Origin of the sequence: Acetobacter suratthaniensis (assembly GCF_017377745.1) — a bacterium.
Lineage (GTDB): Bacteria > Pseudomonadota > Alphaproteobacteria > Acetobacterales > Acetobacteraceae > Acetobacter > Acetobacter suratthaniensis.
Genome location: NZ_JAFVMG010000009.1, coordinates 38,968 through 62,383 on the forward strand (window position 1 = coordinate 38,968; position 23,416 = coordinate 62,383).

Sequence of the window (23,416 nt, forward strand, 5' to 3'; positions counted from 1 at the left end):
TCAGGATCAGCCTTCGCCTTCGGTGTTACGACGACGGATCGCCGCACCCAGAATATCACCGAGGGACGCGCCGCTGTCAGCGGAGCCGTAGTCGTTGATAGCCTGCTTGTCTTCTTCCATCTCGCGGCCCTTGATGGTCAGGGCCACTTTGCGGGCGGCGCGGTCAACGGACACCACCTTGGCATCCACGCGCTCACCAACCGCGAAGCGCTCGGGGCGCTGCTCGGCCTTGTCGCGAGCCAGTTCCGCACGGCGGATAAAGCCGCTCAGAACTTCGTCCACCTTCACTTCGATCCCGTTGGTCTGCACAGCCGTCACGATGCAGGTGACGATGGCGCCCTTCTGGATGGTCGCGAGGGCATCGGCTGCGGGGTCTTCCTGAAGCTGCTTGATACCGAGAGAGATGCGCTCTTTCTCGACATCCACGTCCAGAACCTTGGCCTTCACGACCTGGCCCTTTTCGTAGTGCTTCATGGCGTCTTCGCCAGCTTCGTCCCAAGACAGGTCGGACATGTGAACCATGCCGTCGATATCCGCGGACAGGCCGATGAACAGGCCGAATTCCGTGATGTTGCGGATTTCGCCTTCCACGGTCGAACCGACCTTGTACTCTTCGGCGAACTGCTCCCACGGGTTGCGCTGAACCTGCTTGAGGCCCAGAGAGATGCGGCGCTTGGCGCTGTCCACATCCAGAACCATCACGTCCACTTCCTGAGAGGTCGCAACGATCTTGCCGGGGTGGACGTTCTTCTTCGTCCAGGACATTTCGGAGACGTGCACCAGACCTTCGACGCCCGGCTCCAGCTCAACGAACGCGCCGTAGTCGGTGATGTTCGTCACGCGGCCCGTGAAGCGCGCACCCGGCGGGTACTTCAGCGCCACGTTCTCCCACGGATCAGCTTCAAGCTGCTTCATACCCAGCGAGATACGCTGCGTGTCGGAGTTGAAGCGGATCACCTGCACGCGCACGGGCTGGCCGATCTGCAGGGCTTCGGACGGGTGGTTGATGCGCTTCCATGCGATATCGGTCACATGCAGCAGGCCATCGACGCCACCCAGATCCACGAACGCGCCGTAGTCGGTGATGTTCTTGACCACGCCATCGAGGATCATGCCTTCGGTCAGGCCCTGGATCAGCTCGCTGCGCTGTTCGGCGCGGGTTTCTTCCAGAACGGCGCGACGCGACACAACGATGTTGCCACGCGCACGATCCATTTTCAGGATCTGGAAAGGCTGGGGAACACCCATCAGCGGGCCGACATCGCGCACGGGGCGGATATCCACCTGGCTGCCGGGCAGGAACGCCATGGCGCCACCCAGATCAACCGTAAAGCCGCCCTTGACGCGACCATAGATGGTGCCGTTCACGCGCTGGTTGGCCTCGAACGCCTTTTCCAGGCTGGTCCAGGCTTCCTCGCGGCGGGCCTTTTCGCGGGACAGAACGATGCTGCCGTCACGGTCTTCGTACCGTTCGACATACAGTTCCACCACGTCGCCGGGCTGGATTTCAGGCTTGACGCCCGGGGGGGCGAATTCGCGCAGGGCCACGCGGCCTTCGCTCTTCAGGCCGACATCAACGATCGCGTAATCATCCGTCAGACGGACGATACGGCCACGGACAACGGACCCGTCGAAGCCGGTGTCGCGGCCCAGGGTTTCATCAAGAAGGGATGCAAAATCTTCGCCGCGGAAATGATCCGTGGCATCAAGGGTGGCTGAAGCCATGTGTAACCGTTAATCCTGCACCGAACCGGCACCCATACTGGGCCGGGCGGGCTGTTCCTGCGCCCCGCTTCACGCGGCACGTCTTGCCTGACCAGCAGGCGGGAGCCTTCCCCCACCGCTGTCTTGCAGGCCTTGTCCATGCCGGCCACATAGGCGGCCGACCCTGACTGCCCGTATCAATTCGGGCAAACCATGATTGCACAGAGACCACGCGGGCAGGGTTTGTCAACTCAAACAAGCGGGGGCGAGGCATTCCTTCGCCCCCGCTTCTGCCTACAGGCTGAAAGCCCGTGTCCTGCGCGGGGGAAATACCCAGAACCGCCCGAGCGTTCAGGCCGGTGCCCCGGCCTGCCGCCAGCCATGCCGCAGGCTATGGCCAGCGCGTCAGCCTGCTGGCTGTCCGGCGAGTCGCGCCCGGGCCAGACGCAGCGCTTCAGCCAGCACGGCGGCTGCATCCAGCGTATCGGTTTCAATTACGCAGGCATCGTCCGCAATGCACAGCGGAGCCGTTTCGCGCCCGGCATCCGCCGCATCGCGCGCGCGCAGGGTTTCTTCCATGTCTGCCAGCTTCTGCCGGGCATCCGGGGCGGTGGCATCCCCCCCCATTTGCAGAAAGCGGCGCAGCGCCCGCGTAGCGGGGGAGGCGGTAATGAACAGCTTGAAATCCGCATCGGGGAAAATCACCGTGCCGATGTCACGCCCGTCCAGCACCGCGCCGCGCTCACGCGCAAAACGGCGCTGGGTTTCCACCAACGCTGCGCGCACCAGCGGTTGTGCCGCCACCTTGCTGGCCGCAACGGCCACTTCGGGGGCACGCAGGTCTGGGCGGCGCAGGGCTTCGGGGCTGAGTGTCTGGGCAATATCCTGCGCGGGGTCTGCCGGATCACGCCCTGCATCAAGGGCCAGACGCCCCACCGCGCGGTACAGCAGCCCGGTATCAAGGTAAGGCAGGCCCAATGCTTCGGCCAGACGCCGGGCCAGCGTGCCCTTGCCCGCCGCGGCCGGGCCATCCACCGCAATAACGGGGCCACCACGCACCATGCCGTTATCGTGTGTGCTGCTCATTGTGCAAACCCCGCGCCAAGCTGGTTCATGAGCGTAAGATAGCCGGGGAAGCTGGTGTCGATGAACGCGGTATCATCAATCCGCACGGGCTTTTCAGCCACCAACCCCATAACGGACGCACTCATGGCCAACCGGTGGTCCATATGGGTTGTAACCAGCCCGCCGCCGGGTATGGCGCCTGCGGTGCCATGCACCACAAGGTCATCCCCCTCCACCTCGGCACGCACGCCGTTTTCGCGTAGCAGGGCGACAGTCGCGGAAAGGCGATCACTTTCCTTCACCCGCAGTTCTTCCAGCCCGCAAAAGCGCGAAATGCCTGTGGCATGAGCGGCGGCCACGGCCAGCACCGGGTATTCATCAATCATGGAGGGGGCGCGGGCAGCAGGCACCACCACGCCATGCAGGGCAGAGGCGCGCACACGCAGGTCGCCTACCGGCTCCCCGCCGGAGGACGCCTTTTCCACCACATCAACCTGTGCGCCCATTTCCATAAGCGTGGTGAACAGCCCTGTGCGGAGCGGGTTAAGCCCCACATCCGTCAGGGTAATGTCCGACCCCGGCACCAGCAGGGCCGCCACCAGCGGAAAGGCTGCGGAGGACGGATCAGCCGGGACAAACAGCCCGCCCTGCGGCGCCACCAGATCGGGGCGGCCTTCAAGCCGGATGATACGCCCCCCTTCCGGGGTGGTTTCAACCTCTACCGTTGCGCCGAAATAACGCAGCATGTTTTCGGTATGATCACGCGTGGGCACGGGTTCTTCCACCCGGGTGGTGCCGGTGGCGTTCAGCCCGGCCAGCAGCACGGCGGATTTGACCTGCGCCGAGGCCACCGGCAGGCGGTAGTCCAGTGCTGGCGGGTTAGCCTGCCCCCGGATAGCCAGCGGTAGCCGCCCGCCCTCGCGGGTAATGAAAGTTGCCCCCGTGGCGGCCAGCGGGTCTGTTACGCGCCGCATGGGCCTGCGGCGCAGACTGGCATCGCCCGTCATGACCGAAGCCATGCCGTGGCTGGCCAGAATGCCCGACAGCAGGCGGGCCGCCGTGCCGGAATTGCCCATGTCGAGCACATCCTCCGGCTCGCTCAGATGCCCGACTCCCGGCCCGGACACGATCCAGACGGCACCCTGCTGCTCTACCTGCGCGCCGAGTGCGCGCATGGCGGCGGCAGTACGCAGCACGTCCTCACCTTCGAGCAGGTGATGGATCGTGGTCTGCCCGCGCGCGAGAGCGGCAAACATGAGCGCACGATGGCTGATGGATTTGTCACCCGGCACACGGATGACCCCACACAGCGGGGCAGCAGGACGCGCCACACTAAGCGGACGGGAGGCGGAAGCAGGTGCATGTGTCATACCCTGTTCATTCCGGCGCACGCGCACGCAAGTCAATCCGCCACAGGAGGGTTACGCCATAAAAAACCCGCCTTGCACGCAGCGGCAGCAACATGGCAGGCATGGAAAAATGCACATCCTCCCACCTTCGGGTTTGACATGAGCGCGCACACAATGGCATTTGGCCTCGCTCTAGCGTCCGGTCGATTCTCACCGACTGCACGCCCTTGTGGCGGCCCGGCGGACTTGACCGTATTTTCCGGGGGTATGTGCCCCCTTCCTTGTTTGATCAGACATCCTTCTGATCAGGATCGACAGGTAGCAAGATGACCCAGCCCGATCTCGGCACCAAACGCGTCTGCGTCTCCTGCGGTGCCCGCTTTTACGATCTGAGCCGCGTTCCCGCAGTTTGCCCCAAATGCGGAACTGAACAGCCCGCTCTGGTGCCCCGCCTGCGCCGCAGCGTGGACAGCCTGTCGGCCAGCACGGCAAGCGTGGCCCCCGTCAAGAAGAAGGATGACGAGGATATCGATCTCGACACCGATACCGACGACGAAGATGATGACGTGATGGAAGATTCGACCGATCTGGACGATGACGACGACGACATCAGCTCCGATATCGATGTCAGCTCCGATTCCGAAGACCACGAATCCTGACATACACCGCCTGACCCACACCCGGCCCTGACGCTGTGTTCGCTCTGAACCAACCGTAAAACGGGTGTGAACAAAACGGCGTTATCCAGCCTGACCATGCACAATGGTCAGGCTTTTTTTGTGTCTGTTTTTGGGGACACTCCATGCCAGACAGCAATCGCGCCCGCGCCCTGCCCGCTCTCCGCCTGAACACATTTTCAGGTTTCCATCGCTCCGGCTCTGTGAGAGCCTGCCCGCATGTCTGACCCTGCTTCCCCTCCGCCGCCCGGCATTGCTCTTGCCCTGTTTTCTGCTCTGCTGTTTGGCGCCAGCACCCCACTCGCCAAACTGTTGCTGGGGGCAACCAGCCCGCTCATGCTGGCAGGGCTGCTTTATCTGGGTTCCGGTCTTGGGCTTCTGGCCCTGCGTACCGCAGCGCGCCACGTAACATGGCTACGTCCGCTACACACACAGGAAGCGCCCCTGCGCCGGGCTGATCTTGGCTGGCTGGCTCTGGCTGTCATAACCGGAGGCATGGCCGGGCCTGCGCTGCTGATGCTCGGGCTGGCACGCACGGATGCAGCCTCGGCCTCGCTGCTGCTCAATCTGGAAGGGCTGGCCACCATGGTCATTGCCTGGGGTGTTTTTCATGAAAACACCGACAGACGGGTCGTGCTGGGGGCATTCGCCATTCTGGCGGGAGCCTGTGTGCTGTCATGGTCAGGCACGGGCATAACCGCCAGCACCGGTGCACTCCTGATTGCGGGGGCCTGTTTATGCTGGGGAGTGGACAACAACGCCACGGCCCGTCTTTCTGGCGCTGACCCAACCCAGATCACGCTTATCAAAGGACTGGTAGCAGGCACGGTCAACCTGTCTCTCGCTCTGGCTACGGGGGCCAGTCTGCCATCGCCCTCCCTGATACTGGGGGCCGCCCTGACCGGATTTGCAGGATACGGGGCCAGTCTGGTGCTGTTCATTCTCAGCCTGCGCGCACTCGGGGCCGCACGGTCGGGGGCCTATTTTTCGCTGGCGCCTTTTGCGGGTGCGTGTCTGGCCATTCCGCTGCTGCATGAAGCCCCCACCCTCCGTCTGGCGCTGGCGGGAGCACTTATGGGGCTGGGCCTGTGGTTACACCTGACCGAGCGGCACGACCATGACCACACGCATGACAGCATGGAGCATGAACACAAGCATACGCATGATGCCCACCACCAGCACAGCCACGGCCCCAACGACCCCGTAGGCGAACCCCACACCCATCAGCACCGGCATGGCGCACTCACGCACCGCCATGCCCATTACCCCGACCTGCATCATCGGCATACGCACTAAAAGAGGGTTTTGAGACTCTCCTGCGGCGGCGCTAAAATGGTGAACGTTTTCCGATGTGGTATTTTTTAAAAAAGACGTTGGCTCTTAAAGATTTTTTGAAAAATATTCACCAAAAACTTTTATGCGTTTTCTGGGCCCCATTCAGACTGGTTTTTGAAACACTCTCTGAGCTACTCTGCGAGAATACGCATTTAGAAACTCCTGCCCTCAAAGCAACCCTGAGCCGCTGACCAGCCAAAGCGGGACGTGATTCAGGAGGCCCTTTCTTTCTTGGATCAAGGCCGGGCTGGGCGGTTACGGGTTACCCGGCCGCCGTTCAATTTCCACGCCCACGCCTTCGATTTCTTCGAACACATCCAGTTTTTCGATCCGCACCCGTACCACGCGCACGCGCGTATCGGCCAGCACACCTGCGGCGATCCGTTCGGCCAGAGTTTCCACCAGACGCACATGCCCTTCCGCCACGATCCGGCGGATCAGCACCACCACCTGTTCGTAAGAAACCGTGCGGCTGAGGTCATCCGCTCCAATTTCAAGGTCGGTTCGGTCATCCACCCCGAACCAGACTGAAATGCGGATACGCTGTGTCACCCCCTGCTCGTGCGGGAACACACCGATATTGGCCTCTATCAGCATGTTGTTAATGAACAGGCAGCGCAGGGGCGGCTTTTCCACCCAGGGAGCGAAAACGGACATAATTGTTCTATTCTTCCAGAGCGTCACCGGCGGCCATCGCCGGAGACCATTGCAGGTGCTGTCCCCCATCGAGTGCAAGCATCTGCCCCGTAACGGAGGGGAGCGCCAGCAGCGCACGGGCGGCACCCGCCACCTCCCGCGCGGAGGTACCATGCCCCAGTGGCACAGAGGCACACTGGCGGGCAAACTGTTCCACCGTCTGGCGCGTACTGGGCAGGGCAGGGCCGGGGCCAATGGCGTTAACACGGATGCGGCGCGGGGCCAGAGCCAGCGCCATGGTGCGGGTCAGTGTCCAGAGCGCACTTTTGGAAACCGTGTAGCTGATAAAATGGGGGGTAAGCGACCATACGCGCTCGTCGAGCATGTTCAGCACCATGCCCTCCGCCCCCGCAGGCAGCGCCTTGGCAAAAGCCTGCATCAGCACAAAAGGTGCTCGCAGGTTGGGCTTCATATGCTGCATCCAGCTTTCAAGCGTGGAGTCATCCCACTCATCCCGCTCAAAGGTGGAGGCGTTATTGACCAGCACCCCCAGCGGGCCGCCCAGCGCCTGCATGGCCTGTTCGATCAGGGGAGTGGTTTCCTCCTCACGCGCAAGGTCGGCATGCAGCAGCACGGCGCGGCGCCCAAGGGCTTCCACCTCGGCCAGTGTCTCACGCGCACGCACGGCGTTGCCACGGTAATGAATGGCGACATCAAACCCGGTTTGGGCCAGCATCAGCACCAGCGCACGGCCCAGACGCGCGGCCCCGCCCGTTACAAGGGCGCGACGCGGCATGGCGTCGGATACCGCAAACAGATCCATCGTCATGGGGTGTTCTCCATTGCTTTTGGGGTCAGGCCGGGCGGCGCGCACCAAGGGCGGCAGCCAGCGTGCCATCATCCAGCACATCCAGCGCACCACCCATCGGCACACCCTGCGCCACGCGGCTGATCGTTACCGCACCCTGCGGGGCGGTATAGGGGGCCAGACGATCCATCAGCCAGTGCAGGGTTGTAGCACCATCCACCGTGGCCCCGAGTGCGAGAATAACCTCGCGCACCTGCCCTGCCTCAAGACGGGCAAAGAGCGGAGCGGTATTGAGGTCTTCCGGCCCGGTGCCAGCCAGCGGCGAAAGCGTGCCGCCCAGCACCTGATACACGCCCCGATGCACCCCTGCGCGCTCCAGCGCCCAAAGGTCGCCCACCGTTTCCACAACACACACCAAAGCATGATCACGCAGCGGATCGGCACAGATATGGCACGGGTCCACCGTGTCCAGATTGCCGCATGATGAGCAGGTGCGAATGGCCTCTCCCGCACGCTCCATGGCGCGGGCAAGCGGGGCAAGGCGGGACTGTGGCTCGCGCAGCAGGTACAGCGCCACCCGCCGCGCAGAGCGGGGGCCAAACCCCGGCAGGCGACCCAGAAGCCGGATAAGCTGCTCTATTTCCTGCCCACCCATGCGCGCGCTCTCTCGTGGGGTCGGACTTAGAACGGCAGCTTCAGACCTGCGGGCAGGTTCAGCCCACCGGTAACCTTCTGCATTTCCTCAGCGGCACGCTCATCAAGCTTACGGCGGGCATCCGTACAGGCGGCCACGATCAGGTCCTGAAGCATTTCCATTTCCGCCGGATCAGCCAGCGAAGGGTCGATCTTGATCGAGCGCATGTCGCCCTTACCGCTCAGCACAACCGTGACCATACCAGCGCCCGCGGCCCCTTCGATGCTGATTCCTTCCAGCGTGGATTGCATGGCTTCCATTTTGGCCTGCATCTGCGTGGCCTGTTTCATCAGCGAGGCAAGGTTTTTCATTGGTCAGTTCCTCTGGTTTTGAAAACCGGCAGGCCCGGTGGCCGGGCCATGCGCGTCAGTCTGGAGAAAGGCCCGGATCATAGGGCCGTTCATCCTCATCAAGCAGTTCCGCATCCAGCGGCGCAAACATGAGAGAAGGGTCATCAGCCATCAGAACGGCCTGTACCTCTTCTGGGGGCAGGCCGTAATCGTCCAGCCCGTGCTCGGAAACCTCGCCCAGCTCCGCATCAGGGAAAGCCTCAAGGATCGCCTGCACCAGCGGGTGAGAGGCCGCCTCTTTCCGGCGGAACTGGATCACCTCGGCACCCTGCTCGCCCAGAGTAGGCTCGCCCGGCGCCTCCGACAGTTCAACCTGCCATTCGATACCGGTCACGCGCTCCAGCACCAGCCGCAGGCGGCGAGGCACATCCGGGGGGGCTCCGGGATCAAGCCGCAGGACAATACGCCCCTGCGCAAACGACACCAGATGCGCCGCATGCCGCAGGTGCCCGTGTAGAACCGCCTCACGCGTATCGCGCACAAGGGCGACACTTTCGCGCCATGTGCGCGGGATAGCAGGCGGTTCTTCCACCACGGGGGCTGGCTGCGGGGGGGCACTATCCAGCGCCGCCGGGTGGGTTTCGACCGCTACGGCGGTGCCGCCGACCATCCGTAGCCGGGGCCGGTCATCGCCCCCGACAGACAGCGGCTGTGTATCAGCCACAGCACTCATGCCGCTGGCCGTTGCCCCGCCACCCACATGGCCTGCGGCATTACCACCGACAAACGCACCGGGCGTGAGCGCCCCCGCAGGTGGCAGACCACCCGCCGGGCCAGCACCACTCCCCACAGGGCCACTCACAGCAGGGCCAGCCCCATCACGCGCGGCATTGGACAGGTGGCGCACCAGTTCCTCGGGCGAGGGCATATCCGCCACGTAACACAGGCGGATCAGCACCATATCCGCTGCCACCCGCCGGTCTGGCGCGGTGTCGAGTTCCTGCATGCCCTTGAGCAGCATCTGCCACGCCCGCATGAGCACCGGCACGCTGAACGTGCCTGCCATCTCCTGCCCGCGCACACGTTCGGCCTCGGGCATGTCGGCTGCGTGTTCGAGCGATGGCACCGCCCGCAGGCGTGAAAGCGTATGCACAAGCTCCAGCATATCGCCCAGCACCAGCCCGGCATCCGCCCCGCGAGCGTGGGCGGCATCCATCAGCGACAGCGCCACATCGGGCTGGCCACGCAAAGCCGAATCCAGCAGGTCAAACACCACCTGTCGATCCGCCAGCCCCAGCATGTCGGCCACGACCTCGGCCCCGATTTCGGCCTCCGTGCCCGCACCACCCCCTTGTGCGATAGCCTGATCAAGCAGGGACAGACCATCCCGCACCGAGCCATCAGCCGCCCGGGCGATAAGGGAGAGCGCATCATCCGAAAGACGCACCTGCTCCTTGCGGGCAATCTGCTCGAACAGCCCGGCCAGAGCCGACTGGGGCACGCGCCGCAGGTCAAAACGCTGGCAGCGCGACAGCACCGTAACCGGCACCTTGCGCAGTTCGGTGGTGGCGAAAATAAATGTAACCTGTGCTGGAGGTTCTTCCAGCGTCTTGAGCAGCGCGTTGAAGGCATTGCGGGAGAGCATATGCACTTCGTCGATGATGAAGACCTTCATCCGCCCCTGCATGGGCCGGAAACGTGTGGCTTCGATAATCTCGCGCACATCGTCCACCCCCGTGCGGGAGGCGGCGTCCATTTCCAGCACATCGGGGTGGCGGTCGGCCAGAATGGCCACGCAGTTGGGGCAGACACCGCACGGATCAGCCGTGGGGCCACCCTTGCCATCCGGCCCGGTGCAATTGAGCGCACGGGCGATAATACGCGCCGTGGTGGTTTTGCCCACCCCGCGCACGCCTGTCAGCATGAAAGCATGCGCAACCCGCCCGAGCGCAAAAGCATTGCGCAGGGTGCGCACCATGGCTTCCTGACCGATCAGGTCATCAAAGGTGGTGGGGCGATATTTGCGGGCCAGAACCCGGTAGGGAGCGGGCGTACCAGATGCGGCAGGTGCTAACGGCTCGGCCACAGGGGCTGACGGAGGGGAGGGGGCATCACCGAACAGACCGGGGCCTTCCGGTTCGGGGCTTGGAAGCCCTTCATCACCCGCGTGTGGGGCGTCTGTATCTTCGCTCATGGCCTGCCCGAAGAAAGAGTATGACACCTGCCAGTCAGGCTGGCCGCCACGCCACAAATGGCGGGAAACAGGGTGGAAAGCCGGACAGTAACCCGGATGAAACTCGTCATGGCTGCTTCCTTCCGGACCTGACCGGGTTGGCAAGGTATCCGTCCACCGCCGACTTTCCAAGGCCCGGTCTAGCACCAAAGCACCCGCCATGCCAAGGGCGTGCCTGCCGGGCGTGCTTGTTTCTTTACGCATGGCGTGATCACGGGCTAAAAAACGCAACACCATACCATACAGGTTCTGGAGAATGTTGCCCGTGTCTGGTTCGCATACCGCGCCTGTCGCTCAGCCTGCCGCCTGCCCGCCCGCAGGGCCGGCCCGCCACACCACCTGTCTGGCCTCCGTTCTGGCACTGGCGCTGGCCGCCCTGTTCTGCCTGCCCTCGGCCGCCCGGGCCGATGAGGACGGCGTGGCCCCACGGGATACGGAAGCCAATATCCTGCTGCACAAAGAGCTGGCGGTACTGCACTTCAAGCCCGAAGCCTCCAGCAGTGCCTGTATTGATGCGCTCAAAGACCTGCACACCACGCAGGATGTGCTGAAAAAAGAACAGGACGACAACCGCACCCGCGACCTGAGCGTTGCTGAAGACGTGCTGGATTCCGATGTTGAAAATGCTTCCGAGCGCTGCGCATCCGATGCGCGCGCCCTGTGCATGGCCCCCAACCCAAGCCCCGCACTGGTTCACGCCTGCGAAGCCATAGACAGCCTGCCCGAGAACGACTGACCCCACCCATGAACACCCCCGCATGACCAGTCCGGCGGCTCTCACGCCTGCGCGCTCCGCCTGCCCGGCCGGTTCGTTCGGATGGGGGCCGCTGGTGTGCATGGCCGGGCTGTTTTTTGTTATCGGGTTTGCAACATGGCTCAACGGCCCGCTTATCCCGTTTGTGCAGGTTGCTTTTTCTCTTGATGATGTCAGCGCTTTTCTTGTTCCGCTGGTGTTCTATATCGCTTATGTCGTTTTTGCCCTGCCTGCGGGCCATCTGGCCACGCGGCAAGGCCCACACCGCACCCTGCCCTTGGCCCTTGGCAGCATGGCGCTGGGTATGGCCATAACCGGGGGCGGGCTGCATGCCGGGTTATACCCGCTGGCCCTGACCGGACTGCTGACACTGGGCGGCGGGCTGGCTTTGCTACAGGTGGCGGTCAATCCGTATGTTACCCTGCTTGGCCCGCATGCACGCGCGGCCCAGCGCATGGCCATTATGGGCGTGTGCAATAAGCTGGGCGGGATTGTCGCCCCGCTGGTGCTGGCCGGACTGGCCATGCACACCATGGACGGGCTGGCCGCAAGCCTGACAAACGCCCCCGATGCCGCCACCCGCACAGCCCTGCGCGCGCAGGCACTTGATACGCTGGCATGGCCCTATCTGGGCATGGCGGGCGTGCTGGCCACCGCCGCATTGGGCATGGCCCGCGCCCACCTGCCCGACCTCAGACCCAGCCCCCCGCAGGCCCGCCCCCACACGACAAGACAGCCGCTTTCCGCCCTGCCACCCCGCGCCTTTCTGGGAGCTGGAGCGATGTTTCTGTATGTCGGGGTTGAGGTTCTGGCAGGCGATGCCATCGGCACCTATGCACGGGCAAGCGGATTACCCCTGAACCAGTCAGGTTTTTTTACCGCGCTGACCCTTGGCTGCATGCTGGCGGGGTATCTGTGCGGGCTGGCTCTCATTCCCCGCCGCATCTCACAGGAACGCTATCTTTTGCTGTGCTGCGCCGCAGGGGCAGGGCTGGCGCTACTGGCCTGCGCAACACAAGGCTATGCCTCGGTTATCTGTCTTGGCCTGTTCGGCTTTGCAAACGCCATGATTTTTCCGTCTCTTTTTCCTATCCCCCTGCGGGGCCATGCAGCGGAGAGCGCACGCATATCGGCCCTGCTGGTCATGGCCTATAGCGGGGGAGGGATCATGCCGCAGGTGTTCATTCATCTTGCCGCACGTATCGGCTTTCATCCAGCACTAGCGCTGGTCAGCCTGCCATCCTATCTGCTGATCGCGCTGTATGGCTGGTATTTTTCGCGCCCTGCCCCCAGCGCCCTCATGGAACAGGCTCCCTCATGACAGACCTTTCCGGCCACCTTGTCCTACCTGATCGTATTCTGCCCGGACGGCTGACATTTACCGACCGGCTGGCGGATATAACCCCCTGTACGCAGGCCCCCGACCGCTACATTCTGCCCGGCTTCATTGACGGGCATATTCATGGTGGCGATGGCGCGGATACTATGGACGGTGTGGCCGCCATTGGCACGCTGGCACGTTTTCATGCCCGCCACGGCACCACCACCCTGCTGCCCACCACCATTACCCGTCCGTGGCCCGAAGTCCTGTCGGCCCTGCATGCCATTGCCGAAGTCACAGGCCAGACCATCGACAATGGCCCGTTTATTGCTGGCGCACATCTGGAAGGGCCGTTTGTCAGCCCGCACCGACTGGGCGCACAGCCCCCCCACACGCTGGAACCCACAGCCGCGCGAGTGGCCGAAGCACTGGCCCCCGGCTGCGTGCGTGTGGTGACACTGGCCCCCGAACTGCCCCATGCGGCAGAGGCCATGGCCAGCTTTGCCCGTGCGGGCGTGTGTGTAAGCCTTGGCCACACCACCGCCAGTTACGAGCAGGCCAGCAACGCCGTGTGCCTGATCTGTGCCGCAGGCGGCACGGCGGGGGGGACACATCTGTTCAACGCCATGCCGGGCATAGAAAGCCGCCGCCCCGGCCCGGTTGCCGCCCTGATGTGCAGCGATGCCTATGCGGAAATGATTTTTGACACCCATCACGTCCATCCCGGCACGTACCGTCTGGCACAAAAAGTCATGCCTGACCGGCTTGTTTTCGTAACAGACGCCATGCAGGCCGCAGGCCTGCCCGATGGGCCAAGCCAGCTTGGCGGGCAGGCTGTCATGGTGCGCGATGGCACCGCCCGCCTGCCCGATGGCGCACTGGCAGGCAGCGTGCTGACACTGGATGCCGCCCTGCGTAACGCCGTGCAGGCAGGCACCGGACTGGTGGAAGCCACGGCCCTGCTCACCGCCAACCCCGCACGCTATCTTGGCCTGACAGACCGGGGTGCACTCCAGACCGGCCTGCGGGCTGATCTGGTCGTGCTGTCTGCTGATTTGCAGGTCGAGCAGGTCTGGGTTGGTGGGTGCCGCATTGTCTAGACGGTTAGCCTAAAACAACCGCCTGATAAGACATGATAAAAGTTTTTTGGTGCTGACTTTTTTCAAAAAAGGCGATGGGCTTTGAAGCTTTTATAACTTTACAGCCTTGTGAAAGCAGGCTTTCAGAACGTAATCCTGCTGCCAAGCTGGAACGTTCTGCCCGGTGCCACCTCACGCCCCCACGGGCTGGTGTCCATGCCACGGAAATAATAGCGTTCATCAGCAAAGTTCATGATCGCCAGTGAAAGATCGAGCTTTGTGCCATCAGAACGCAAGGGAATGGTGTGCGTAACCTGCGCATTGAAAACGACATAACCCGGCACACGCCCGACCGAGCCGGTTGCGTTTTCATTCTTGGTGTTGGCCGCATCGGTATAAGAGCGCGAAAACCAGAACCCGTTCAGGTTAAAGCGTGTCTGCCCCCATTTATAGGTCGCGCCAGCGGAAGCCTGATGTTTGGACGTATACGGCACGACATTGCCCTTATAGGCACCATTAAGCTGCCGGGCATCAAGAAAGGAATATGCGGCATTGAAGGACAGCGCAGGCAGGCTTTTCAGCGCCCAGTCACCCGAGAATTCAATACCCTGATACCGCGTGCCCCCCAGATTGATATACCCGCCCGGCGTACCCAGCGTGGGGCTGATGATCGTGCTGTCATATTCAATCTGGTTACCAAAATCGATCCGGTAGAAAGTCAGCGCCAGAGTGGTATAGCGATTGGGGAACCAGCGGCCACCAAATTCGTAATTCCATGCTTTTTCAGTATCAAGCTTGTTGCCGTAAATGATTTCCGTTGATTGCGCCGGACGCATGGATTTCTGTGCATCGAAGAAGACATAGCCCGTTTTGCCAATGGAGTAGCCAAGGGTTACGCCGGGCAGAATGTCGCGCGTGCCATTGCCTTCTTTCTGCCCCGTAGCGGTGTTGACGTAACTCTGGTCAACATGCTCGAACCTGAAACCGGGCGTGAACGTCAGCCGGTCATTCAGGAAACCCATTTTATCGCTAATGAATGTTGACCATGCCGCCGTATTGAACCGCCAGTCCCTGAAGGATGTCCACGGCCCGGATGGAAGGGCCTGCCGGTTAACCATGTAGTGAATATCCTCACTGACATAACGCGCCCCAAAAGCGAATTCATGCGATACCCCCCATGCCTTGGTACGCAGGGTCATTTGTGGCTGCACACCATAAACCGTGAAATCACGTGGGGAGTTCTGCAAACGCTGGGCTGGTAAGTCTGAACGCCATGTTTCAGAGGAAGACAGGCGCATGCCGTTTGTAAAGCTACGGCTGGCTTCATCGGCAAAAAAGGTCAGGGTCGCCTGACCGCCGGTTATCCCTTTCCAGCGGTGCATGTCATGCTGGGCAACAAGACTGCCACGATAGGTAGAGCCTGACATGGAGTCGTAATTACGTGTGCTCTGGAAAGGATTTTTCTTGTAATCAGCGGGAGACAATGCGCCGGGCATGTCTATATCCGCCTCGTAATCGGCAAAGTCTGTTCGGATACGGTCATTATCCGTAATGGCATATTCGGTACGCAGCCGCAGGTTACGCACATTGGCCGCGCTATGGCTATCACGGAACTGGTTGCCATTTTGAAAATTGGCATCAAGCTGCACGCCAAAACGCCGGGTCAGCTTACCGCCGGTGCTAAAGTCGGTATTGGCGAGAACATGACCATTGTTACCCGCGATCTGCAGCCGCTCTCCAATGCTGGTCGTCCATTTTTCAGGAATGGGCCGACTGACAATATTAATCACGCCCCCCATGTTGTTGGGGCCATATTGCAGGGCGGCCCCACCCCGCACCACGTCAATATGGTCCACCATGTCCATGGTCATGGGGAACATGGATACGCTGGTCTGCCCGTATGGGGCGAGCGCTAAAGGAATACCATCTTCAAGAATCTGCACACGCCCGCTTCGGCTTTCGTAAAGGCCACGCATCTGGATCTGGGGAAGGGCGCCGGTTCCGGTTTCGTCAAAAATCTTGATGCCGGGAATACGCTGCAAGGCGTCATCAATCGAGCGTACGGCATGTTCATGCAGATCAGCACTGCTGATAACCGTGCGGCTACCCGCATAGTGCCGCTGCCCATAACGGCTGGCATTACCAATAACATCGCCCTGCACAAGAATATGTTCCTGTTCACGCGATTCAATGCCCATATCCCGCGTGGGGGCCATGGCCTGCGCCCCGCGTGCCGGGGAAGCCACCGCTGAGGCCGCCACCAGTTGATAGGCCGCAGGCCCGGCAGGCTGAAAAGTCAGCCCGCTGCCAGACAAAAGCTGGGCAAGAGCCTGCTGGCGGGTCATTGTACCCTTCACACCGGGGGAGAGCCTGTGCTCAAGAGCGGCCCCACCCGAGGCAATCTGTACATGCGCCTGACGGCTGAAGGCAAACAGCGTATCGGCCAGAGCGCCCGGCGGAATACGGAAAGTCTCTACATCAGGCATGGCCTGCTGCGCGGCGGCCTGACCTGCGCCTGACAGGCTCAGGGCAGTCAGGGCAGAGGCAAGGCCGAGTGCCTGCAACGCGCAGGCACGCCGATTTCTGGGGAAAGCTGTCACACGCATTGCGAGAAAATCATCCTGTTCCGGGTCATGTGTGCGAATGGATCGCAGTTGCATGACACCCAGACGCTTCCCGTGCGGACTTTTCCTGTCCGGTGATGATTTTTTTTAAAATAAAAAACCGCCGTGTCAGGAACGGCTGATAACCGTCAGCCAGCGCGACAGGCGGCGCACCTGCCCGCCATGCTGCCTGACCGCGAGTTGCAGCGCCTCTGCCGGGTGGTGCAGGTCATACACCCCGCTGACAGTCTGCTGGCCCAGCGCCTTGTCCAGCACCACAATATAGCCCGGCTGCCAAGGGCGCATGGCCTCAACCAGTGCGCTTATGCTGGTGTTTTCAACCATCAGCAGGCCCTCGCTCCACAAACCGACCCGACCGGGCAGCCCCTCCCCACGCTGGACAGACTGCCCGGCCACGCGCACCCATGCACCGGGGCCAAGCTCCAGCGCCGTCTGCGGCCCGTCTGTGGTTTCAACCCGGCTGGCCCCCTCGCGCACGGCAACGCTGGCCCCCTGCGCTGTACGGGCCACATCAAACACCGTGCCAATATCGGTGGCTGTCACCGCACCCGCTTTGACACGGAAAGGCCGGGCCGGATCATGCCGCACGGTAAACAGCGCTTCGCCCTGCAACAGGGTAATCGTGCGCCCGCCCCCTGCGGACTCGACCCTGATCGCACTCAGCGGAGCGAGCAGGATGGATGAACCATCCGCCAGTTGCACGGTACGGGTCTGGGCTACGGGGGCATACTGATCAGCCTGCCAGCGCAGGGGCAGATTAAATCCGTAAACAAGGCCCGCCACACAGGCAGCCATGCCAACAGCCAGCGCGGCAGCAGCCTTACGCCCGTAGACCCGGCGCGGCCTGACAGGCCGGGAGGAAAGGGAGGCCCTAACGGTTTGGGGCGTTTGCAGCCCTGCCGCACTGGCATGCCCGGCAGTCTCTGCCATCCGGCTCATGGCCCCAGCCGCACGGGTTACACTGGCCCATGCCTGCTCATGTGCGGGAGCCTGCGCCCGCCAGACCTCAAATTGAGCTTTCAGGCTTTCATCCTGCGGGTTTTCACGCAGTTGAATAAACCAGACAGACGCCGCCTGCCGGGGAGACTGCCCCGCCGTCATACCCGCCCCACCGCCAGCAGGCACCGCACGACAAACAGCCGGGCCACAGAACAACACGGAGTGAAAAAAGCCGGAAACCCACCGACATCATGCACAGACATGCCGCGCAGAATTTCAGCGCGGGCAGGCACGGTCAAGCTCCTCTGCGCAGTCAGCCAGTCCGCTGGCAATGAGTGCCTGAGCAAAGGAAACCGAAATATCCAGATGTGCGGCAATATCCTTCAGCTTCCTGTTTTCAAAATGATACATCCGCACCGCTGTCGCCTGACGGGGCGGCATGGCGCTGATCAGCCCTGTAAGGCGCTCCATTTCAAGTCGGGCCATCACCACCTCTTCAGGCGAGGGCTGATCGGCTGGCAAAATCTGCTCAAGACTGTCCGTATCGAGCGCGGACTCGGCCTGCCGCCTGCGCCGCCGTAGGTTACTGACAAACAGGTTGCGGATAACCGCCCGCAGATAAAGAAAGGGCGAGGCCACGCTCTCGGGCGGGCTGCCATCGGTCAGGCACCAGGCTTCCTGCACCAGATCTTCCGCATCGGCGCGGTCACCGGTCAGCTTTCTGGCGTAGGACAGCAGGTGGCCATAGCTCCGCTCAAAGACATCGGCATGTTTCTGTCTTTGCGGGTGGGCAGGGAGCGGAGGCATGCCTGATTTATATACAAATGAGAATACTTTGCAATTAAGACTCGCCGCTATCCGCTAGCCTGCTGGTTTGACCCGCTCGAAAACCAGCATCCCCGCCAGCATGGCCGCCGTAAACACACAGCCCTGCCATACCCCCGCCCCGACAGAAGCCACCGCCGGGCCGGGGCAAAACCCCGCCATGCCCCAACCTAAACCGAACAGGCAACTCCCCAGCACCAATGGCGCATCAATCCGGGTGGCGGTGGGCAGGGCAAAAGCCTCATCCAGCATAGGCCGTTTCAAGTGCCGCGCCAGCCTGACACCGGCAAACGCCACACATACAGCCCCCCCCAGCACAAACATCAATGCCGGATTCCACACCCCCGCCACATCCAGAAAAGCCAGAACCCGCGCAGGGTCGAGCATGCCCCCAAGGATCAGGCCAAGGCTGAACACCAGACCGCAGGCAAACGCCGCAACAGACCGTAAAACCGCCATGCCGCTATCTCCATCCCGCCAGATGGAACACGGTTGCAACCAGCACCCCCGTGCCCAGAAAACACCCCACCGCCACCAAGGAACGCGGCGAAAGCCGTGCAAGCCCCATCACCCCATGCCCGCTGGTGCAGCCACTCCCCATGCGGGTGCCAAACCCCACCACAAACCCCGACACCACCAACACTGGCCATGAAGCCTGCACATGCACGGCAGGCCATAGCCCCGTAAGCAGACGCCACACACCCGGCCCCACCATCAGCCCGGCCAGCAGGGCCGCCCCCGGCCAGATCTGCCGTCCCGCGAGCACACGCCCCATAATGCCGCTGATGCCCGCAATACGCCCGTCAAACAGCAGATAGGCACTACAGGCCAGACCGATCAGCACACCCCCCGCAAGGCTGGGGCCGTATTGCGCCATCATGCCACGAACTCCGGCACCGGCTGCCCCTTGGGGGAACCGGCCCGTTCCGGGGCGCAGTAAATGGCGTGCAGGGCCATGATAAGCTGCCCGGCTTTGTCATCAGACAGATGATAGATCATGCTCTGCCCCTCCCTGTGGCACGATACGATCCGCGCGGCCCGCAATGTTGTCAGATGGCGCGACAGCGCAGGCTGGTGAATGCCCAGCGCCTGCTCCAGTTCCCCGACCGAACGCGGCTGCTCCGCCAGCGCGCAGGCAATGACCAGACGCGCGGGGTGAGAAAGGGTTTTCAGCAGATCGGCAACCGGCTCGGCCCGGACATGGAGGGAAGGAGTGTCTGACATGAGCCTGTATTCTTGAATTATCGATAATTCGATAATATCTGCGCCGCCACAGAGCCCGCTGTCAATAGAAAGGAAAAAACCGCCCGAAGGCGGTTTAGTCCGGCAGATGCAAAATGGTTTCGACGCCCTGAGCCGTGCCCAGCACGGCAGCTTTTTCCTTGGGGCTAAGCACCCGCAGGGCGTTGGAGAGTGTCCCGGCCTCACCCAGTTTTACCAGCCCGACGAGCTGGTCGGGGTTGATGGTGTCGCCCGCCTTACGGGGCGGTGGCAGCATGGCCAGATGTGCGCGCGCCAGAGCAGCATCGGCCCGCAGGGCTTTCAGGCCGTCATCCGGCAGGGCGGGGGCGGCTTTTGCCTGCTCATCCATGCTGGTTTCAGCCGCATCCAGCAGGTTCAGCACCGGCGGGGGCGCTGTTTCCTCTGGCACAAGCAACAGGCCCGCACGGCGGAAATCCAGCCCCACGCCACGGCTGCTGGTCAAGGCGACAAGCGGGATGGAAAACACCAGCCCCAGCAGCACAGGCATCATCCAGAAAAATAGCGAAGGCGAAACCACCCAAGCCCCGGCCCCCAGAGCAAGCCCGAACAGGGTAAAGCGCCCGTACTGCCGCACGATATCCATCAGCGGAATACCGCCATCATCACGGCGCTGGGTGTTCCAGCCTGAATCATGACCACTCAGGATAGACAATACGCCACTGGTCTGAATCAGCATGGCGATAGGGGCAATCAGCCCGCCAATGAGCGTTTCTGTCAGCACCGAAAGAGCCGCCCGCACGGCACCACCACAGCCCCGGCGCGCGGCGGGGTCGAGCACCAGTGCGATATAAGCCAGCATCTTGGGCGCGAGCAGCACCAGCATGGTGCCAATAAACACGTATTTGGCCTGCACCGGATCAACATGCGGCCAGTGCGGATACAGGGTTTTGGTATCGCCAAAATATTCAGGCCGCTCAAAATGCGCCTGAAGCGAAATAAGAATGCCAGTGAGCAGGAACACCAGCCATAAAGGCGAGGTCACATAAGCCCCGATCCCCACCACCATATGCATGCGGCTGACCCAATGCAGCCCACGGGTGGGCAGAACCTTGACGTGCTGCAGGTTGCCCTGACACCACCGCCGGTCACGAATGGCGACATCGGTCAGGGTTGGGGGGCTTTCCTCGTACGAGCCATCGAGGGCAGGCACCATGTGAATGGCCCAGCCCCCCCGGCGCATCAGAGCCGCCTCAACAAAGTCATGGCTGAGAATATGCCCGCCAAAGGGCGGCTTGCCCGGCACATGCGGCAACCCTGCCTGACTGGCGAAGGCACATGTGCGGATAATCGCATTATGGCCCCAGTAATTGCCCTCGGCTCCGTGCCACCACGCAATGCCATACGCGATAACCGGCCCGTAAACCCGCCCTGCAAACTGCTGCATGCGGGCAAAAAGCGTGGTGCCCCCCACAATCACGGGCAGGGTCTGGATCAGCCCCACACCGGGGTGGCGTTCCATTGCGGCGGCCATACGCACCAGTGTCTCGCCCGACATGATGGAGTCCGCATCCAGTGTCACCATGTGGTCATAGGCGCCACCAAAACGGCGCACCCAGTCGCCCACATTGCCCGCCTTGCGTTCGGTATTGGCATGGCGGCGGCGGTAGAAAATACGCTGCTCCCCCCCCGTGCTGGCGCGCAGGGCCAGAAAAGCGGCCTCTTCCTGCACCCATACATCCGGGTTGGTGGTATCGGAGAGAATGAACAGGTCAAAGGCGTCTAGCTGGCCTGTCTGCTCAAGACTGGTGTAAATTGCCTTAAGCCCGGCCATAACGCGCTCGGGCGGCTCGTTATAGGTAGGCAGCAGCAGGGCGGTGCGCCGCTCAAGCCGGGGCAGGGGGCCAGAACGGCTGATACCCAGCCCAAGCCCTCCACGCAGAACCAGCGAACAGAACCCCGCGACAGACGATGTGAACGCCAGAGCGATCCACATGAACAGCGCCACGAACAGCACCAGCATGATGATACCCAGCGTGGAAATCCCGCTTGCATCATCCATGACCTTATGGGTGCGCCACGCACCGTAAGCTGTCATGAGCAGGGCGGAACCAACCACCGCCAGCCGCCGCAGCGCAATACTGCGCGGCGAGGTAGCGGGCCTGCGGCCGCGTCCCTCCCGGTTGGGCAGGGCATGCAGATCCTGCACCGGCATGGCCAGAGGCGCTTCAGGCGGCAGGGCGTGAAACGGCGCTTCCTGCCCGAAAGACCCGCTCATGGCGTCCATCGGTAAAGCCACTGCTCGGAAATCGGGCCGGAATCGGTTTCCAGCACGCAGGAGAGGTCAGCCACCTTGGTATCGCCCGGCGCAAAGGCAAACGTCACGCGCACACCATTGATCGCGGGGTTGGGTTCCACCACCACGTTGCGCACGGTTCCGGCCGAAGCCTTGGGTACGGCATGGAAATGCGTGTCCTTGGGCAGATGGTCGAATGGTGCACCGGCAAAATCCAGCGCGAAAAAACGTGCATCCGGGTCGTCTGTCACGCCGCCCACGCGGGTTGCCCCCACACGCGCCATGGGCGTGGGGAAAGGTACATCCCACCCCCAGTACATGCGGTAGGTGTAGCTGTATTCCTTGCCCGCGCGCAGCGGCTCCTTGGGCCGCCAGAACGACACGATATTATCGTTCACCTCGTTAGGGGTCGGGATTTCCACCAGATCAACCCAGCCCGCACCCCAGTCGCCAATGGGTTCTACCCACAGCGAAGGCCGCTTTTCGTAATGCAGGGCCAGATCTTCGAAATCATGGAACGCGCGGCGGCGCTGCATCAGCCCGAAACCGCGGGGGGCCACATCCGAGAAGGTGGAAACCTGAAGGTCGAGCGGGTTACGCAGCGGGCGGAACAGTTGCTGGTCTGCGCCTGTCCACATCTGCAAGGCTTCGCTGTCATGGGCGGCGGGGCGCCAGTCATCCACGTGGTTGCGGTCGTTGGCGTCGAAATAGAACATGCCCGTCTGCGGAGCGATCCCGCCCTGAGCAATGGTCGTGCGGGGGAACAGCGTGCTCTGCACATCAAAGACCGTGGCATCGCCCGGCCGGATGGTAAAGCGGAACGCTCCGGCCAGCGAGGGGCTGTCCAGCAGCGCATGAATGACCACGGACTGCACGCCGGGCTGTGGCTTTTCCAGCCAGAATGCGCGAAACAGCGCGAATTCCTCGCCCTTGGGATCGCCCGTGCCATCGGCAAAGCCACGGGCGGACAGGCCGTAAGTCTGCCCCTTGGCCACGGCGCGGAAATACGACGCCCCCAGAAAAACGCAGAACTCTTCCATCACACCGGGGGTATTGAGGGCATTACGCAGCCGCAGCCCGGCAAAACCGAGGGAATCCCCCACGCGCAGGGCGGGATCAGCATAGGTGAACAGATCGGGAGAATAGGGCACGGGCGCGGACTGCCCATCCTTGACCTCGTAAATCTCGATCCGGGGACGGTAGAGAAAGCCTCGCGGAAAAAACTCAACGTCAAACGCCAGCCCGTCATTGCCCCACAGGGCACGATCAGAGCGATAGGCTATGCCGCGAAATTGGTCGAAATTCAGGTTTTCCAGCACTTTAGGCAGAGCCTGATCCGGGGCGCGATACGCCGAAGCGGCCAACCTGCGCGCGATCTGCACCACCGTATTGTCATCGAACGTGCCTGTCGCGCCACCCAGATCTTCCGCGCGGGCGCGCCCGATACTCCCCCCGACAGCCGAAGCCAGAGCGAGACCGGCCCCCCCTCGTATAAGATCACGCCGCTGAACCTCTGAAGACACGTTTTTCTCCTGCACTGAGCCCGCCCGTTTCCGGCAGGGTTATTCATCATGCCCTACACTATGG

At 62.5% G+C, this 23,416-nt stretch carries 21 protein-coding genes and 1 other RNA gene; 5 read left to right on the forward strand and 17 right to left on the reverse strand.

Annotated features, from left to right (window positions below):
• Positions 1-6: 6 nt before the first annotated feature.
• The 3 genes from rpsA to aroA form a co-directional block, all read right to left on the reverse strand.
• Entirely contained in the window at positions 7-1,725 is a 1,719-nt protein-coding gene (rpsA, locus tag J2D75_RS09410; RefSeq protein ID WP_207854576.1) for a 30S ribosomal protein S1, read from the reverse strand.
• A 384-nt stretch (positions 1,726-2,109) separates the two neighbouring features.
• Positions 2,110-2,766: a (d)CMP kinase gene (locus tag J2D75_RS09415; RefSeq protein WP_207854639.1), complete on the reverse strand. Its 657-nt coding sequence runs from the start codon at positions 2,764-2,766 to the stop codon at positions 2,110-2,112.
• A gap of 20 nt (positions 2,767-2,786) precedes the next feature.
• Complete coding sequence (aroA, locus tag J2D75_RS09420; RefSeq protein WP_207854577.1) at positions 2,787-4,139, reverse strand: 3-phosphoshikimate 1-carboxyvinyltransferase; 1,353 nt, start codon at positions 4,137-4,139, stop codon at positions 2,787-2,789.
• Between the two features lie 305 nt (positions 4,140-4,444).
• Here aroA and J2D75_RS09425 point away from each other — a divergent pair, with 305 nt between their 5' ends.
• Together J2D75_RS09425 and J2D75_RS09430 are read left to right on the forward strand one after the other, a co-directional pair.
• The gene (locus J2D75_RS09425; RefSeq protein ID WP_207854578.1) at positions 4,445-4,777 is read left to right on the forward strand and encodes an FYDLN acid domain-containing protein; all 333 of its coding nucleotides are present in this window, start codon (positions 4,445-4,447) and stop codon (positions 4,775-4,777) included.
• 237 nt (positions 4,778-5,014) lie between these two features.
• Entirely contained in the window at positions 5,015-6,091 is a 1,077-nt protein-coding gene (locus J2D75_RS09430; RefSeq protein WP_207854579.1) for a DMT family transporter, read from the forward strand.
• A gap of 294 nt (positions 6,092-6,385) precedes the next feature.
• On the opposite strand, the gene folB is transcribed toward J2D75_RS09430, so the two are convergent.
• From folB to ffs, 6 genes are all read right to left on the reverse strand, one after another.
• Positions 6,386-6,787, reverse strand: a complete 402-nt coding sequence (gene folB, locus J2D75_RS09435; RefSeq protein WP_207854580.1) for a dihydroneopterin aldolase — start codon at positions 6,785-6,787, stop codon at positions 6,386-6,388.
• A gap of 7 nt (positions 6,788-6,794) precedes the next feature.
• Positions 6,795-7,589: an SDR family oxidoreductase gene (locus tag J2D75_RS09440; protein ID WP_408736758.1), complete on the reverse strand. Its 795-nt coding sequence runs from the start codon at positions 7,587-7,589 to the stop codon at positions 6,795-6,797.
• A gap of 31 nt (positions 7,590-7,620) precedes the next feature.
• Entirely contained in the window at positions 7,621-8,229 is a 609-nt protein-coding gene (gene recR, locus J2D75_RS09445; protein ID WP_207854581.1) for a recombination mediator RecR, read from the reverse strand.
• A 26-nt stretch (positions 8,230-8,255) separates the two neighbouring features.
• A complete protein-coding gene (locus J2D75_RS09450; RefSeq protein WP_207854582.1) occupies positions 8,256-8,579 on the reverse strand; it encodes a YbaB/EbfC family nucleoid-associated protein in 324 nt (107 codons plus the stop codon).
• Between the two features lie 55 nt (positions 8,580-8,634).
• Complete coding sequence (locus tag J2D75_RS09455) at positions 8,635-10,752, reverse strand: DNA polymerase III subunit gamma/tau (protein ID WP_207854583.1); 2,118 nt, start codon at positions 10,750-10,752, stop codon at positions 8,635-8,637.
• 71 nt (positions 10,753-10,823) lie between these two features.
• Positions 10,824-10,921: signal recognition particle sRNA small type (gene ffs, locus J2D75_RS09460), an RNA gene on the reverse strand.
• Between the two features lie 135 nt (positions 10,922-11,056).
• Here ffs and J2D75_RS09465 point away from each other — a divergent pair.
• From J2D75_RS09465 to nagA, 3 genes are read left to right on the forward strand one after another with little or no spacing between them, the layout of a single operon-like run.
• Complete coding sequence (locus J2D75_RS09465) at positions 11,057-11,527, forward strand: hypothetical protein (RefSeq protein ID WP_207854584.1); 471 nt, start codon at positions 11,057-11,059, stop codon at positions 11,525-11,527.
• Positions 11,528-11,549: 22 nt separating this feature from the next.
• On the forward strand, positions 11,550-12,866 hold the full coding sequence (gene gluP / locus J2D75_RS09470) for a glucose/galactose MFS transporter (RefSeq protein WP_207854585.1): 1,317 nt from the start codon (positions 11,550-11,552) through the stop codon (positions 12,864-12,866).
• The gene (gene nagA / locus J2D75_RS09475; RefSeq protein WP_207854586.1) at positions 12,863-13,966 is read left to right on the forward strand and encodes an N-acetylglucosamine-6-phosphate deacetylase; all 1,104 of its coding nucleotides are present in this window, start codon (positions 12,863-12,865) and stop codon (positions 13,964-13,966) included. The genes gluP and nagA overlap by 4 nt, the downstream gene beginning before the upstream one ends.
• Positions 13,967-14,088: 122 nt before the next feature.
• On the opposite strand, the gene J2D75_RS09480 is transcribed toward nagA, so the two are convergent.
• The 8 genes from J2D75_RS09480 to J2D75_RS09515 form a co-directional block, all read right to left on the reverse strand.
• Entirely contained in the window at positions 14,089-16,605 is a 2,517-nt protein-coding gene (locus J2D75_RS09480; protein ID WP_207854587.1) for a TonB-dependent siderophore receptor, read from the reverse strand.
• Positions 16,606-16,677: 72 nt separating this feature from the next.
• A complete protein-coding gene (locus J2D75_RS09485; protein WP_207854588.1) occupies positions 16,678-17,727 on the reverse strand; it encodes a FecR domain-containing protein in 1,050 nt (349 codons plus the stop codon).
• 57 nt (positions 17,728-17,784) lie between these two features.
• A complete protein-coding gene (locus tag J2D75_RS09490; RefSeq protein WP_207854589.1) occupies positions 17,785-18,315 on the reverse strand; it encodes an RNA polymerase sigma factor in 531 nt (176 codons plus the stop codon).
• Positions 18,316-18,369: 54 nt separating this feature from the next.
• Positions 18,370-18,792 (reverse strand): DUF6691 family protein, encoded by a 423-nt coding sequence (locus tag J2D75_RS09495; RefSeq protein WP_207854590.1) that lies wholly within the window; start codon positions 18,790-18,792, stop codon positions 18,370-18,372.
• Between the two features lie 4 nt (positions 18,793-18,796).
• Complete coding sequence (locus tag J2D75_RS09500) at positions 18,797-19,213, reverse strand: YeeE/YedE family protein (RefSeq protein ID WP_341534974.1); 417 nt, start codon at positions 19,211-19,213, stop codon at positions 18,797-18,799.
• Positions 19,210-19,557, reverse strand: a complete 348-nt coding sequence (locus J2D75_RS09505; RefSeq protein WP_207854591.1) for an ArsR/SmtB family transcription factor — start codon at positions 19,555-19,557, stop codon at positions 19,210-19,212. The genes J2D75_RS09500 and J2D75_RS09505 overlap by 4 nt, the downstream gene beginning before the upstream one ends.
• 94 nt (positions 19,558-19,651) lie before the next feature.
• The gene (mdoH, locus tag J2D75_RS09510; RefSeq protein ID WP_207854592.1) at positions 19,652-21,820 is read right to left on the reverse strand and encodes a glucans biosynthesis glucosyltransferase MdoH; all 2,169 of its coding nucleotides are present in this window, start codon (positions 21,818-21,820) and stop codon (positions 19,652-19,654) included.
• Positions 21,808-23,352: a glucan biosynthesis protein gene (locus tag J2D75_RS09515; RefSeq protein ID WP_207854593.1), complete on the reverse strand. Its 1,545-nt coding sequence runs from the start codon at positions 23,350-23,352 to the stop codon at positions 21,808-21,810. Before J2D75_RS09515 ends, mdoH begins: the two co-directional genes overlap by 13 nt.
• Between the last annotated feature and the right edge of the window lie 64 nt (positions 23,353-23,416).

Excerpts from the sequence above, each read along its gene's own strand:
- rpsA (WP_207854576.1), bottom strand. The coding sequence starts at position 1,725 with ATGGCTTCAGCCACCCTTGATGCCACGGATCATTTCCGCGGCGAAGAT.
- J2D75_RS09415 (WP_207854639.1), bottom strand. The coding sequence starts at position 2,766 with ATGGTGCGTGGTGGCCCCGTTATTGCGGTGGATGGCCCGGCCGCGGCG.
- aroA (WP_207854577.1), bottom strand. The coding sequence starts at position 4,139 with ATGACACATGCACCTGCTTCCGCCTCCCGTCCGCTTAGTGTGGCGCGT.
- J2D75_RS09425 (WP_207854578.1), top strand. The coding sequence starts at position 4,445 with ATGACCCAGCCCGATCTCGGCACCAAACGCGTCTGCGTCTCCTGCGGT.
- J2D75_RS09430 (WP_207854579.1), top strand. The coding sequence starts at position 5,015 with ATGTCTGACCCTGCTTCCCCTCCGCCGCCCGGCATTGCTCTTGCCCTG.
- folB (WP_207854580.1), bottom strand. The coding sequence starts at position 6,787 with ATGTCCGTTTTCGCTCCCTGGGTGGAAAAGCCGCCCCTGCGCTGCCTG.
- J2D75_RS09440 (WP_408736758.1), bottom strand. The coding sequence starts at position 7,589 with ATGGATCTGTTTGCGGTATCCGACGCCATGCCGCGTCGCGCCCTTGTA.
- recR (WP_207854581.1), bottom strand. The coding sequence starts at position 8,229 with ATGGGTGGGCAGGAAATAGAGCAGCTTATCCGGCTTCTGGGTCGCCTG.
- J2D75_RS09450 (WP_207854582.1), bottom strand. The coding sequence starts at position 8,579 with ATGAAAAACCTTGCCTCGCTGATGAAACAGGCCACGCAGATGCAGGCC.
- J2D75_RS09455 (WP_207854583.1), bottom strand. The coding sequence starts at position 10,752 with ATGAGCGAAGATACAGACGCCCCACACGCGGGTGATGAAGGGCTTCCA.
- gluP (WP_207854585.1), top strand. The coding sequence starts at position 11,550 with ATGACCAGTCCGGCGGCTCTCACGCCTGCGCGCTCCGCCTGCCCGGCC.
- nagA (WP_207854586.1), top strand. The coding sequence starts at position 12,863 with ATGACAGACCTTTCCGGCCACCTTGTCCTACCTGATCGTATTCTGCCC.
- J2D75_RS09480 (WP_207854587.1), bottom strand. The coding sequence starts at position 16,605 with ATGCAACTGCGATCCATTCGCACACATGACCCGGAACAGGATGATTTT.
- J2D75_RS09490 (WP_207854589.1), bottom strand. The coding sequence starts at position 18,315 with ATGCCTCCGCTCCCTGCCCACCCGCAAAGACAGAAACATGCCGATGTC.
- J2D75_RS09495 (WP_207854590.1), bottom strand. The coding sequence starts at position 18,792 with ATGGCGGTTTTACGGTCTGTTGCGGCGTTTGCCTGCGGTCTGGTGTTC.
- J2D75_RS09500 (WP_341534974.1), bottom strand. The coding sequence starts at position 19,213 with ATGATGGCGCAATACGGCCCCAGCCTTGCGGGGGGTGTGCTGATCGGT.
- J2D75_RS09505 (WP_207854591.1), bottom strand. The coding sequence starts at position 19,557 with ATGTCAGACACTCCTTCCCTCCATGTCCGGGCCGAGCCGGTTGCCGAT.
- mdoH (WP_207854592.1), bottom strand. The coding sequence starts at position 21,820 with ATGGACGCCATGAGCGGGTCTTTCGGGCAGGAAGCGCCGTTTCACGCC.